Source organism: Pseudomonas sp. 18-147 (genome assembly GCF_051048045.1).
Taxonomy (GTDB): domain Bacteria; phylum Pseudomonadota; class Gammaproteobacteria; order Pseudomonadales; family Pseudomonadaceae; genus Pseudomonas; species Pseudomonas aeruginosa.
Genome location: NZ_CP182296.1, coordinates 2,826,743 through 2,838,522, shown reverse-complemented (window position 1 = coordinate 2,838,522; position 11,780 = coordinate 2,826,743). Strand labels below are relative to the sequence as shown.

At 67.4% G+C, this 11,780-nt stretch carries 11 protein-coding genes; 3 read left to right on the top strand and 8 right to left on the bottom strand.

Translation table 11 applies throughout. The annotated features are described in order from the left end of the window. Positions 1 to 54: 54 nt before the first annotated feature. Positions 55 to 627 carry a quorum threshold expression protein QteE gene (gene qteE / locus ACM0M4_RS13640; RefSeq protein WP_003090369.1) on the top strand — a complete coding sequence of 191 codons (573 nt, stop codon included), beginning with the start codon at positions 55 to 57 and terminating at the stop codon, positions 625 to 627. 66 nt (positions 628 to 693) lie between these two features. Here qteE and ACM0M4_RS13635 read toward each other — a convergent pair whose 3' ends face one another. The 8 genes from ACM0M4_RS13635 to ACM0M4_RS13600 form a co-directional block, all read right to left on the bottom strand. Then, entirely contained in the window at positions 694 to 1,653 is a 960-nt protein-coding gene (locus ACM0M4_RS13635; protein ID WP_009876637.1) for an aliphatic sulfonate ABC transporter substrate-binding protein, read from the bottom strand. 135 nt (positions 1,654 to 1,788) lie between these two features. Continuing rightward, entirely contained in the window at positions 1,789 to 2,745 is a 957-nt protein-coding gene (locus tag ACM0M4_RS13630) for an ABC transporter substrate-binding protein (RefSeq protein WP_003097601.1), read from the bottom strand. Positions 2,746 to 2,756: 11 nt separating this feature from the next. Continuing rightward, a complete protein-coding gene (locus ACM0M4_RS13625) occupies positions 2,757 to 3,743 on the bottom strand; it encodes an aliphatic sulfonate ABC transporter substrate-binding protein (RefSeq protein WP_015648972.1) in 987 nt (328 codons plus the stop codon). 106 nt (positions 3,744 to 3,849) lie between these two features. Beyond that, a complete protein-coding gene (locus tag ACM0M4_RS13620) occupies positions 3,850 to 5,001 on the bottom strand; it encodes an acyl-CoA dehydrogenase (RefSeq protein ID WP_034038742.1) in 1,152 nt (383 codons plus the stop codon). Positions 5,002 to 5,005: 4 nt separating this feature from the next. After that, complete coding sequence (locus ACM0M4_RS13615; RefSeq protein WP_125911955.1) at positions 5,006 to 6,088, bottom strand: LLM class flavin-dependent oxidoreductase; 1,083 nt, start codon at positions 6,086 to 6,088, stop codon at positions 5,006 to 5,008. Positions 6,089 to 6,097: 9 nt separating this feature from the next. Beyond that, positions 6,098 to 7,042, bottom strand: a complete 945-nt coding sequence (locus ACM0M4_RS13610; RefSeq protein ID WP_003097609.1) for an ABC transporter substrate-binding protein — start codon at positions 7,040 to 7,042, stop codon at positions 6,098 to 6,100. 9 nt (positions 7,043 to 7,051) lie between these two features. Then, positions 7,052 to 8,119, bottom strand: coding sequence for an LLM class flavin-dependent oxidoreductase (locus ACM0M4_RS13605; protein ID WP_003130938.1), 1,068 nt, complete (start codon positions 8,117 to 8,119; stop codon positions 7,052 to 7,054). Positions 8,120 to 8,458: 339 nt separating this feature from the next. Beyond that, positions 8,459 to 9,355, bottom strand: coding sequence for a LysR family transcriptional regulator (locus ACM0M4_RS13600; protein ID WP_003090383.1), 897 nt, complete (start codon positions 9,353 to 9,355; stop codon positions 8,459 to 8,461). Between the two features lie 112 nt (positions 9,356 to 9,467). Between ACM0M4_RS13600 and ACM0M4_RS13595 the strand changes: the two genes are divergently transcribed. Together ACM0M4_RS13595 and ACM0M4_RS13590 are read left to right on the top strand one after the other, a co-directional pair. Continuing rightward, positions 9,468 to 10,073, top strand: coding sequence for a 3-mercaptopropionate dioxygenase (locus ACM0M4_RS13595; RefSeq protein WP_003097613.1), 606 nt, complete (start codon positions 9,468 to 9,470; stop codon positions 10,071 to 10,073). Next, positions 10,070 to 11,653, top strand: a complete 1,584-nt coding sequence (locus tag ACM0M4_RS13590; RefSeq protein ID WP_003162146.1) for a rhodanese-related sulfurtransferase — start codon at positions 10,070 to 10,072, stop codon at positions 11,651 to 11,653. Before ACM0M4_RS13595 ends, ACM0M4_RS13590 begins: the two co-directional genes overlap by 4 nt. The last annotated feature ends 127 nt before the right edge of the window (positions 11,654 to 11,780 follow it).

Here is an 11,780-nt window from a genome sequence, read left to right as displayed (position 1 = left end):
AGATACCTCTCCCCCAGGGCGGGAAAGCCCCGGGCATGCCTGATGGAGAAAACCATGCTTATCCATTTCTGCCCCAGGCTGCTGACGCCTGCGGGGTTCGACCTGCCGTGCGAGTTGATCGACATCCGCATCAAGGAGTTCGACCTGCACCTGCTTGGCGGGCGCGACGTGGTGGCGCGTCACCCCCTCCCCGACAAGCGCTACCACGTGGCCTGCCGCAAGTCCGGCTGCAAGGCGGTGAATGGCCTGCTGGTGGACGTGGAAAAGCACGTTCCGCTGTTCACCGTGGACACCCGCTGGAGCATCGACGCCGAAGTGGTCCTGCGCCACCGCGTCGAGTACGTGGTGCTCGACGCCGAGCACGATGCGGTGAGCGACTACATGCTGCTGTGGTGCGACGAGGTGCCCAACTACTTCCTCGGCCAGAGCACCCCGGCCATGCAGGTTCCGTTGATGGAACTGATGCGCGGCAATGCGTTGCAGACCGAGCGGCAGGATGTGTTCCGCCTGCCGACGCTGAGGTCCGAACGCCTGCGCCAGGGCAACGCCGATGCCAACCAGCATCTTCCGAGCCGTGAGCAGGCGTTCCACGTCAAGGCCGAGCAGATCAGCTATGGGCTGGCCTGAAGGACGCGCGCCAGCGGCAAGCTACGCTGGCCGCCGGTGCCGCGCATCACAGGGCAGCCGCGCCGCTCAGTGCCGCGGCTGCCATACCTCCACGGCGCGCGCATCCACCGGTTTGGGTAGCAGTCCCTGGGCGTGGAAGGCGTCGGCGATGCGCTGTTGCTCGTCGAGACCATCTGCGCTCACCGGTTGTACGTCGTAGCTGCGCCGCGCATTCGCCTGCTCGACGGTAGCGGCATCAAGATTGCCCCACAGCGGCCCCAGCACCTTGGCCGCGTCGGCCGGGTGGCTCTTGAGCCAGCGCCCGGTGCGCTGCAGTTCGGCGAAGACCTGCTGGAGCACTTCAGGATGTTTCCTGGCGTAGTCGCTGGAGGCGAGGTAGTAGCGCTGGTAGCTGGCCAGGCCCTGGCCGTCGGCCAGTACCCGCGCGCGTTGCTGGCGCTGGGCGCTTGCCACGTAGGGGTCCCAGGTCACCCAGGCGTCGACCTTGCCGTTCTCGAAGGCGGCGCGGCCGTCGGCTGGCGTCAGGTAGGCTGGCTGGATGTCGGAGAACTCAAGCCCGGCGCTGGCCAGCGCGGCGATCAGCAGGTAGTGGCTGCCGGCGGCCTTGGTCACGGCGATGCGCTTGCCCTTCAGCTCGGCCAGGGACTTCAGCGGCGAATGTTCGCCGACCAGTATCGCCTGCGCCGCGGGCGAAGGTGTTTCGCGGGCGAAGTAGGTCAGGCGAGCACCCGCCGCCTGGGCGAACACCGGCACGGTGTCGGCGACGTCGGCGGAGAGATCGACGTTGCCGACATTGAGCGATTCGAGCAACGGCAGGCCGCTGGGGAACTCATGCCAGGACACCCGGATGCCCTGCCTGGCCAACTCGCGCTCGAAGGTGCCCTGGCTGCGGATCAGGGTCAGCAGAGTCGAGGATTTCTGGAAGCCGATGCGCAGGACCTCCTCGGCCTGTGCGCCACCAATGCCCGACAGGACGGCGGAAGCGGCAAACACGATGGCCAAGCGACGCAGGAACGGACGAGACATGCGATGACTCCTGGGATAGGTGCGAGCGCCCGCAGGGACGGGAGTTCCAGCTGCCGGCGACGGAACGGATAGATTATTGGAATAAAAAACAATCGATAAATAACTTATAGTTATCAATTAATGCCCGGGCAGCGCCTACCGGATATCCGCATCCGACGCCTGCCTGACCGCAAAGCCGCTGGCGAAGGTCGGCCGCACATCGAGGCGCTGCGGAATCAATCCATGGGCCTGGTAGAAATCGGCGGTCTCCTGCTGCTGGCCGAGCGTTCGCTCATCCAGCGCCTGCCAACGCAAGCGCCGGCGTTCGAACTGCAAGCGCGCGGCGTCCTCGGGGAAGCCGATGATCTGCGCCAGGCTTCGCGAATACTCGTCCAGGTGCAGGTACGCCCAGCGCTGGGCGCTGGCCAGGCGTTGCAGGTAGTCCTGCAGCACGGCGCGTTTCGCCGGGTCGGCCAGTGCGCTATCGGTAGCAGCGAGGAAGCTGTTGCCAGCCCACAGGCCGCGACCGTCGACCAGTACCCGAGCCTTGTCGGCGGTCTCCGCGAACGCGGTGTAGGGCTCCCAGGTCGCCCAGGCATCCACGGAACCATTGGCGAGGGCCATTTTCGCGTCCACCGGGCCGAGGAAGCGGAATTCGACGTCCTTCTCGCCCAGCCCGACCGAGGCCAAGGCCTTGAGCGCGACGAAGTGGCCGATGGAACCGCGCCCGGTGGCAATGCGCTGACCTTTCAGGTCGTTGGCCGAGCGCAGCGGCGAATCCCCTCTCACCAGCACGGCGGTACCGTAGGGATCGGATTTGTCGACGGCGATGGCCTTCAGCCGGGCACCGGCGGCCAGGGCGAAGAGCAATGGCGCGTCGCCGATGATGCCGGCATCCACCGCACCGGCATTGAGTGCTTCGGCGAGGGGGGCGGCGGCGGGGAATTCGAACCAGCGGATGTCGTAGGTCAGGTCGTCCAGCGCGCCGGCAGCCTCCAACTGGGCGCGCATGTTGCCCTTCTGGTCGGCCAGGCGCAGGGTCACGCGCTCGTCGGCACAGGCCTGGCCGACGAGCAGGCAGAGAAGCAGGAACAGGCTCAGGGTCTGACGCATTCCGTAACTCCTCAACGCTGGCCGACGCGGAGGTCGGCGGGCAACTGGCGAGCCACTTCGGCGGCACCGGCGGACAGGCTGAAGTCGAACGCCGGGGCGACCTCCAGCGACTTCGGCAGCACGCCTTCGGCATGGAAGAAATCGGCGGCGGTCTGCAGGGTGGCGGCAACCTCCGGACCGAAGACCACAGGACTGATGCGCGCCTCGCCAACCCAGCGCCGAGTGACTTCGCGCGGCATGTTCAGATCCTTGGCCAGGGCCTCGGCGAACGCCTCCGGATGCCTCAGGGCCCAGGCCTGGGCACGCGCCAGGCGGGTCAGCAGGTCGCTGATCGCGGCCTTCTTGCGGGCGATCGCAGCGTCGCTGGCCAGGGCATAGGAGTAGCCGCTCATGATCCCGGCACCGTTGTCGATGACCCGCGCCTGATCGAGCAGCACGGCGCTGGAGGTATAGGGCTCCCAGGGCACCCAGGCGTCTACCGAGCCACGCACCAGGGCGGCGCGGCCGTCCACCGGACCAAGGAAGGAAAAGCTTACGTCCTGCGGTCCGAGGCCGGCGCGACGCAACGCGCCAAGGGCGAGGAAATGCCCCCAGCCGCCGCGATTGACGGCAATGCGCTTGCCCTTGAGGCCGGCCACCGAACGGATCGGCGAGTCCTTGCCGACCACCAGCGCCACGGTCGCCGGGTTGAAGTGCCAGGCGCCCACCGCCTTGAGCGGCGCGCCGGCAGCGTAGACGAAGAGGAACGGGATGTCGCCGGTAAAGCCTATGTCCAGGGCCCCGGCGTTGAGCGCCTCGAGCACCGGTGCACCGGAGGGGAACGCCGACATTTCCAGCTTGTACGGCAGGTCGTCGAGCTCGCCGGACGCGCGCAGGGCGGCGTAGCGGTCGCCCTTCACATCGCCCAGGCGCAGGCTGATGAGGTCGGCGGCGCTGGCGGCTCCAGCCAGCAGGGTCGCGGCCAGCAGGCCGGCAAGCACACACAGGGGTCGTTTCATGGGCAATCTCCAGGCAGCTCCGCACGGAGCCGGGGCTATCTGGGCTATCCGTTCCGCCGGTGCGGTCGCCGACAAGGCCAGGGTCGAGAATCGTGGGAGGTACGTTTCAAAGACTCAGCGCCGCCCTCCCCGCCGCGCTCCAGACGCTATCTTTCTGTGGCGTGTGGACACGTCCGCAAAGCACGTCGCGGTAGTGCCGCTGTAGCGGATTGTGCCGGCTGAGGCCGTGGTTGCCGCTCAGTTCCAGGGCCTTCTCGACCACCGCCAACGCGTTGTCGATGACCGCGACCTTGAGCAGCCCGGAGTCGCTGGCGGGCAACTGTCCGCAGCACGCGGCATCGAGCAGCAGGCGGTTCTGCAGGAGCAGGCCGTCGATCCCGCCGAGCGCCTCCTGCATCCTCGGCAGGCTCGCCAACGGCGCGCCGAGACTGGCCGGCACGCGCTCGCGCAGCCAGCCGACGAGCCACTCGCGGGCGCTCCCGGCGATACCGTCGTAGAGAGCGCCAAGCAACACCGCGCTAGCCTGGGCGAAGTCGCGCAGCACGGCCTGGTCCGGCGCCGGAGGCTGGTCGTGGGGATGCAGGCCGATGGCGTTTTCCAGAGGCACCGCCACCTCTTCGAAGAGCACCTCGTGGCTGCCGCTGGCGCGCATGCCCAGATGGTCCCAGCTCTCCACGATACGGACGCCTGGGCTGTCGCGGCGCACCAGCCAGGTACCCACGCGGGGGATCGGCTCGTCGCTGCGCGCCCATACCGCCAGCCAGGTCAGGCCGGGAATGCCGGTGGTGTAGAGCTTGTGCCCGGACAGCTGCCAGCCGTCGCCGACACGCCGCGCCAGCGTACCCGGCAGACCGCCGCGTGACGGCGAACCCAGCTCGGGCTCCACGCGCAGGCTATTGATCAACGCCCCCTGCTCCAGCACCTCGCGCGCCACGCGCCGCTTGAGCGCGCCGGGCCAATCGGGGTTATCGGCCAGGCGCCGCAAATGCAGGTACTGCATGCACAGCACCAGGGCCGTGGAGGGTTCGCCGCGAGCCACCGCGCCGATTACCCGGCGCAGCTCGCCGAGGCTGGCGCCGGGACCGCCGAGCGCAGGCGGCAAGGCCAGGGCGAGCAGCCCGTGGTGTCGCAGCAGGGCCAGGTTGGCATGGGGAAAATCTCCGCTGCGGTCATGGGCATCGGCGCTTTCCGCCAGTTGCCGGGTCAGTTCCGGGAGCCGTTCGTCGAACGCCGCCGAGGGAGTCTGCAGGACGGCCATGGGATCAGGCCGTGGCGCGCCGGCGCTCGCGCTCGGCGACTTTGGCGCGGGTCAGCGGGATCAGCTCGCGGCCATATTCCACGGCATCGGCGAGGGGATCGAAACCGCGAATGAGGATATTGCGCACGCCCAGGTCGTAGTAGGCGAGCAGGGCGTCGGCCACCTGTTCCGCGGTACCGACCAGGGCGGTGGAGTTGTGCCCACCACCGACCAGCCTGGCGATTCCGGTCCAAAGGCGCTCGTCGAGGCGCTCGCCCTGCTCCACCGCCTTGAGCAGACGCTGGGCGCCGACGCTCTGCGGCTTGCCCTTGGGGAAGCCGGCCTCGCCCAGGCGCGCGCCGGCGCTTGCGCGTATCGCCTCGGCCTTGGCCCAGGCCTCGTCCTCCGTGCGCCCGAGGATGGGCCGGAACGACAGGCTGAATTCCACTTCGCGACCATTCGAGCGCGCCTGTTCGCGCACAGCGGAGATGGTTTCGGCGGCCTGTGCCAGGGGTTCGCCCCAGAGCATGAACACATCGGCCTGCTTGCCGGCGACCTTCAGCGCGGCTTCCGAGGAGCCGCCGAAATACACCGGAATGTGCGGTTTCTGCTGCGGACGGATGGCCGAGAAGGCGTGCTCCACGCGGTAGTGCGCGCCGTGAAAATCGAAGGGTTCGGTGCTGGTCCAGGTGCGCTTGAGCAGTTCGATGAATTCGTCGCTGCGGGCATAGCGCTGGTCGTGGTCGAGATAATCGCCGTCCTTGCGCTGGTCGGCGTCGCTGCCGCCGCTGATGATATGCACCGCCAGGCGCCCGTCGAGGAGGTGTTCGAGGGTCGCCAGCTTGCGCGCGGCCAGGGTCGGGGCGACGAAACCGGGGCGGTGCGCCAGCAGCAGACCGATCCGGGAAGTGGCCAGGCCAGCGGCGGCGGCCACCAGGAATCCATCCGGCTGGTCCGACCAGTAGCCGACCAGGATTCGATCGAAGCCGGCCTCTTCGTGGGCGCGTGCGAAAGCGGCGATGTAAGGCTTGTCGAGGATAGGTCCGACCGGCGCGAGGGGCTCCGAGGCCAGGCGATGGCCGATCATGCCGAGAAACTGGATGCTCATGGTCCGTACTCAGTGGAAGGCTTCGTTGAAGGACGTGTCGATCACCGTGGAAGTGTCGAACGGCTTGGGCAAGGCACCGGTCTGCAGCAGGAAATCCGCGGTCTCCTGGTAGTCGGTGGCGGCCTGGGCGTCTACCGGGCCGACGCTCATGCCGGCCTGGCCGATCCAATGGCGGGAGACTGCCCGGTCGAGATTGGCCTTCTGCGCCCAGAGGTCGGCGTACTGCTCCTTGTGTGCCTCGACCCAGGCCCGTGCCTTGCGCAGGCGGCCGAGGAAGTCGGCGATCTGCGCGCGCCTGGGCTCGATGGAAGCAGCGTTGGCGGCGATGCTGGACAGCCCCGGCATCAGGTCGCGGGCGGTGAGAATCGGCCGTGCGCCGGAAACCACGATCTGCTGCGAGATATACGGCTCCCACACCGGAAAGGCATCGATGCTGCCGCGCGGCAAGGCGGCGGCGGCGTCGATCGGCATCAGCTTGACGAACTCCACGTAGTCCTTCGGCAGGCCGGCTTTCTCCAGCGCGCGCAAGGTCAGTTGCTGGCTCCAGGCACCGGGCCAGTAGGCGACTTTCCTGCCCTTGAGATCGGCAATGCTGCGCACCGGAGAATCCTTCGGCACCAGCAGGGCTATGGTATCGGGGTTCTGCCGCGAGACGCCGACCAGCTTCACCGGCGCACCCTTGGCGGCGAGGAAGATGAAGCCCGAGTCGCCGAGGAAACCCAGGTCCAGCGCTCCGGCCTGCAACCCTTCGGCCACCGGCGCGGCGGACTGGAAATGCTTCCATTCGACCTGGTAAGGCGCGCCTTCGAGAACTCCCGAGGCCTCCATGGAAGCCCGAACGTTGTAGTAGTTCTGGTCGCCCACACGCAACGTCGGCAGCTCTGCGGCCTGGGCCAGGGAGGCACCGAGCAGAAGCGTGGCGAAGCTGGTTAGCAGGTATTGCTTGAGTTTCATCGGAGCTCCTCAACCGGCGTGCCGCAACAGCGGCAGGCGGGCGATATGGTCATGTATGGCGGGAATCAGGCCCTGGCCGTAGCGCACGGCGTCGCCGAGCGGATCGAAGCCTCGAATCAGGAAGGTCGAGACGCCCAGCCGGTAGTACTCGCCAAGCGCAGCGGCAACCTGCTCGGGGGTGCCTACCAGGGCGGTGGAGTTCCAGCGCGCCCCGGTCAGCCGGGCCACGCCGGTCCACAAACGGCTGTCGAGCACTTCGCCCTGCTCGGCAGCGGCCAGCAGGCGCTGCGAACCGACGTTCTGCGGCTGGTGGTCGCGCAGCGGCAGACCGAGGCGCGCACGGTTCTCGCGGACCTGTTCGAGCACCTCGGCGGCACGCTTCCAGGCGGCCTCCTCGGTATCCGCGACGATCGGCCGGAATGACACCGAGAAGCGCGGATCGCGTCCCTGGGCCTTGGCGGCGGCGCGCACTCGGCGGATATGCCCGTCGACCGCGGCCAGCGGCTCGCCCCAGAGCATGTAGGTGTCGGCGTGCCTGGCGGCGACCTCGATGGCTGCGTCGGAGGAGCCACTGAAATAGATCGGTATGTGCGGCGACTGGCGCGGGCGCACCGCTGGCGAGGCGCCCTGGAAGCGGTAGAACTCGCCGTCGAAATCCACCGGTCCCGTGGCGGTCCAGATAGCACGCAGGGCTTGCAGGTATTCGTCGGTACGGGCGTAGCGGCGGTCATGGTCGAGGTAGTCGCCATCGCGCGCGAGGTCCTCGTCGTTACCACCACTGACTACGTTCAGGGCCAGGCGGCCCTCGCTGAACTGATCCAGGGTAGCCAGTTGGCGTGCCGCCAGCGGCGCTGCGATCACCCCCGGGCGATAGGCCAGGAGAACGCCAAGGCGCCGGGTGGCAGCGGCGACGAAGGAACTGACCACCGCGCCCTCGGCGGCATTGCTGAAATACCCCACCAGCACCCGGTCGAAGCCGGCGTCCTCATGGGCCTGGGCGAAACGCCGGACGAAACCGGCGTCCACAGCCTCCCCCAACGGCTGGTCCACCTCGGAACTCGGTGTGGCGGTGATCATGCCGAGAATTTCCACGCTCACGCTGTTGCCCTCGCCTGGGCCGCTCGACTGATAAGGTTGGCGGCTGTCGTTATAAGAAAAACATCTGCATGGGTGCTTTTCTTAGAAGCTACAGGCTGAAACTACATGATGGAAATTCATTTTTGTCATATCTTAATATGCTAAACGCGCATATTTAGCTTTTCCGTCTTTGCGTTTCCCAAGGCGGACATTATGCGTAGCCGCCCTCGCTCCCTCTTCCCTCTGAAGCGAAAAGGGGCTCGCAGGGGAATGTTGATCCCGACTGCAGCCCCTTCTCATTCACGCTCCCGTCTCCCGGGGATCTCCCGGCGCCGCTACTCAACCGGCTTGCATATCCAACCCCTCGGCCACCGCCCTGCCGAACAGCCGTGCCGGCGTCTCCAGATTGCCCAGCAGGCGCGGACGCACCAGCCAGAGCTGGATCAGCGGCTGGAAATCCTCCAGTTGCAGCACCTGCAACTGATCGCGGTAGCGGCTACGCGCCAGGGCCGGCGCCGGCACCAGGCCGAGACCCCGGCCCGCGGCGACCAGGCCCAGTTGCAGCTCGCTGCCGAAAGTCTCGAGGTTCAGTTGCAGGCCCAGGCCCTGATCGGCCAGGGCCCGTTGCAGGCCGGCACGGAAGCCGCAGCCATCGGGGTTGAGCACCCAGCCATGGTGGTAGCAATCGAGCAGGCGTCGCGCCTGGATGGCACTGTCGCGGGCGACCACCACGCAGAGTTCCATGCGCCCTAGGGGCGTGGCGCCGAGTTCTTCGGGGAACACCTTGCTTGGCGGAAACAACACCACTGCCGCGTCCAGTTCGGCATTCTCCAGGCGCGCCAGCAAATGGCTGCCCCAGCCAGTGCCGACCTGCGCGCGCAGCTCCGGGTACTCGTCGGCCAGCCGCCGAAGGGCATCCAGCAACACCACCTCGCCGATACTCTGCGGCACGCCCAGGCGCAGCACGCCACTTGGTGTGGCGTCACCGGCCACCAGTTCACGCAGGCCATCCACCTCGCGGAGCACCCGCCGGCACTGTTCGTAGACCCGCAGTCCGCTGGCGGTGGGTTTGAGCGGCTTGGTATTGCGGTCCAGCAATGCCACTCCGAGGGACTCCTCCAGGCTCTGTACCCGCCGGGTGATCGCAGACTGGGTCAGGCCCAGGCTCTCGGCGGCCTGGCTCAGGGAAGCGTTGCGGATCACCGCGACGAAGGCGTCGATGTCATCGATTTTCATGGGGCCGGCACCAATTGCATTTCTCGCATATTAGCTTAGATTCAAAATGCATTTCAGGAATAAAAAAGCGTTTGCTACCGTACCGCCAGAACTTCCCGGAGTGAATCCCCGCATGTCATCCATCCTGCGCCTCGACCGCCTGCGCCAGTTCATCGGCGAGCTGGCGACACTGCTCGACAGCCGTCCCGACGAATCCACCCTGCTCGCCCAAGCCCACCCCCTGCTGGCCGAGCTGGTGCGCCAGGACGACTGGCTGCCGGAAGACTGCGCCCGCCCCGATCCACAGCGCTACCAACAGTACCTGCTGCATGTCGACTCACGGCAGCGCTTCTCGGTGGTCAGCTTTGTCTGGGGGCCGGGCCAGATCACACCGGTACACGATCATCGGGTCTGGGGCCTGATCGGCATGCTCCGCGGGGCCGAATACTCGCAGCCGTACGCCTTCGATGCGGGGGGGCGTCCGCATCCCAGCGGAGCCCGTCGACGCCTGGAGCCCGGCGAGGTCGAAGCGCTGTCGCCACGCATTGGCGACGTGCACCAGGTGAGCAACGCCTTCAGCGACCGAACATCCATCAGTATCCACGTCTACGGCGCCAATATCGGTGCGGTACGGCGTGCCGTGTTCAGCGCCGAAGGTGAGGAAAAACCCTTCATTTCCGGCTATTCCAACAGCCGCTTGCCCAATATCTGGGACCTGTCGAAAGAGAACCCCGCATGAGCCAGATCGCCGTACGCACCTTCCACGATATCCGCGCCGCTCTCCTCGCCCGCCGGGAGCTGGCGCTGCTCGACGTGCGCGAGGAGGACCCGTTCGCCCAGGCCCATCCCCTGTTCGCCGCCAACCTGCCGCTGTCCAGGCTGGAACTGGAGATCCATGCCCGGGTGCCGCGCCGCGACACGCCGATTACCGTCTACGACGACGGCGAAGGCCTGGCGCCGGTCGCCGCGCAACGCCTCCACGACCTCGGCTACAGCGACGTGGCCTTGCTCGATGGCGGCCTGTCCGGTTGGCGCAACGCCGGCGGCGAGCTGTTCAGGGATGTGAACGTGCCGAGCAAGGCCTTCGGCGAACTGGTGGAGGCCGAGCGCCACACGCCATCGCTGGCCGCGGAGGAAGTACAGGCTTTGCTCGACGCCAGGGCCGACGCGGTGATCCTGGATGCCCGTCGTTTCGACGAATACCAGACCATGAGTATCCCCGGCGGCATCAGCGTGCCCGGCGCCGAACTGGTGCTGCGCGTCGCCGAACTGGCGCCGGACCCGCGCACCCGGGTGATAGTCAACTGTGCCGGGCGCACTCGTAGCATCATCGGTACCCAGTCGCTGCTCAACGCCGGCATCCCCAACCCGGTGGCGGCATTACGCAACGGCACCATCGGCTGGACGCTGGCCGGTCAGCAACTGGAACACGGCCAGACGCGACGCTTCGGTGCGATCTCCCAGGACACTCGCAAGGCCGCCGCCCAGCGCGCCCGTGCCGTCGCCGACCGCGCCGGCGTCGAACGCCTCGACCTGGCCGGTCTGGCCCAATGGCAGGACGAGCACGACCGCACCACCTACCTGCTCGACGTACGCACGCCCGAGGAATACGAAGCCGGTCACCTGCCTGGCTCCCGCTCCACGCCCGGTGGCCAGCTGGTTCAGGAAACCGACCATGTCGCCAGCGTGCGCGGCGCGCGCCTGGTACTGGTGGACGACGATGGCGTACGCGCCAACATGAGCGCCTCCTGGCTAGCCCAGATGGGCTGGCAGGTCGCGGTACTGGACGGACTCTCCGACGCCGACTTAAGCGAGAGAGGCGCCTGGAGCGCGCCGCTGCCGAGGCAACCCCGGGCCGACACCATCGACCCGACCACCCTCGCCGACTGGCTGGGCGAACCGGGCACCCGGGTGCTCGACTTCACCGCCAGCGCCAACTATGCGAAACGCCACATCCCCGGCGCCGCCTGGGTATTGCGCAGCCAGTTGAAGCAGGCACTGGAACGGCTGGGCACGGCCGAGCGCTACGTACTCACCTGCGGCAGCAGCCTGCTGGCGCGCTTCGCCGTGGCGGAAGTCCAGGCACTCAGCGGCAAGCCGGTGTTCCTTCTCGACGGCGGCACCAGCGCCTGGGTCGCCGCGGGCCTGCCAACGGAAGACGGCGAAAGCCTGTTGGCGTCGCCGCGCATCGACCGCTACCGCCGCCCCTACGAAGGTACCGACAATCCGCGCGAAGCGATGCAGGGCTACCTGGACTGGGAGTTCGGCCTGGTGGAACAACTCGGTCGCGACGGAACCCACGGCTTCTTCGTGATCTGAAGCCATTACCCGACGAAATCGGAGAGTCATCGAATCGACGCCGGGCAGGCTGCGGAAACGACCCGGAAGTGCGGAAGAGCGGCGCCCCGAAAATGCAAAAGCCCCGCTCAGCGGGGCTTTTCAGTAC

Bases quoted from the DNA above. Each gene is read 5' to 3' on its own strand.
- ACM0M4_RS13605 (WP_003130938.1), bottom strand. From the start codon at position 8,119: ATGATCACCGCCACACCGAGTTCCGAGGTGGACCAGCCGTTGGGGGAG.
- qteE (WP_003090369.1), top strand. From the start codon at position 55: ATGCTTATCCATTTCTGCCCCAGGCTGCTGACGCCTGCGGGGTTCGAC.
- ACM0M4_RS13625 (WP_015648972.1), bottom strand. From the start codon at position 3,743: ATGAAACGACCCCTGTGTGTGCTTGCCGGCCTGCTGGCCGCGACCCTG.
- ACM0M4_RS13590 (WP_003162146.1), top strand. From the start codon at position 10,070: ATGAGCCAGATCGCCGTACGCACCTTCCACGATATCCGCGCCGCTCTC.
- ACM0M4_RS13615 (WP_125911955.1), bottom strand. From the start codon at position 6,088: ATGAGCATCCAGTTTCTCGGCATGATCGGCCATCGCCTGGCCTCGGAG.
- ACM0M4_RS13620 (WP_034038742.1), bottom strand. From the start codon at position 5,001: ATGGCCGTCCTGCAGACTCCCTCGGCGGCGTTCGACGAACGGCTCCCG.
- ACM0M4_RS13630 (WP_003097601.1), bottom strand. From the start codon at position 2,745: ATGCGTCAGACCCTGAGCCTGTTCCTGCTTCTCTGCCTGCTCGTCGGC.
- ACM0M4_RS13610 (WP_003097609.1), bottom strand. From the start codon at position 7,042: ATGAAACTCAAGCAATACCTGCTAACCAGCTTCGCCACGCTTCTGCTC.
- ACM0M4_RS13595 (WP_003097613.1), top strand. From the start codon at position 9,468: ATGTCATCCATCCTGCGCCTCGACCGCCTGCGCCAGTTCATCGGCGAG.
- ACM0M4_RS13600 (WP_003090383.1), bottom strand. From the start codon at position 9,355: ATGAAAATCGATGACATCGACGCCTTCGTCGCGGTGATCCGCAACGCT.
- ACM0M4_RS13635 (WP_009876637.1), bottom strand. From the start codon at position 1,653: ATGTCTCGTCCGTTCCTGCGTCGCTTGGCCATCGTGTTTGCCGCTTCC.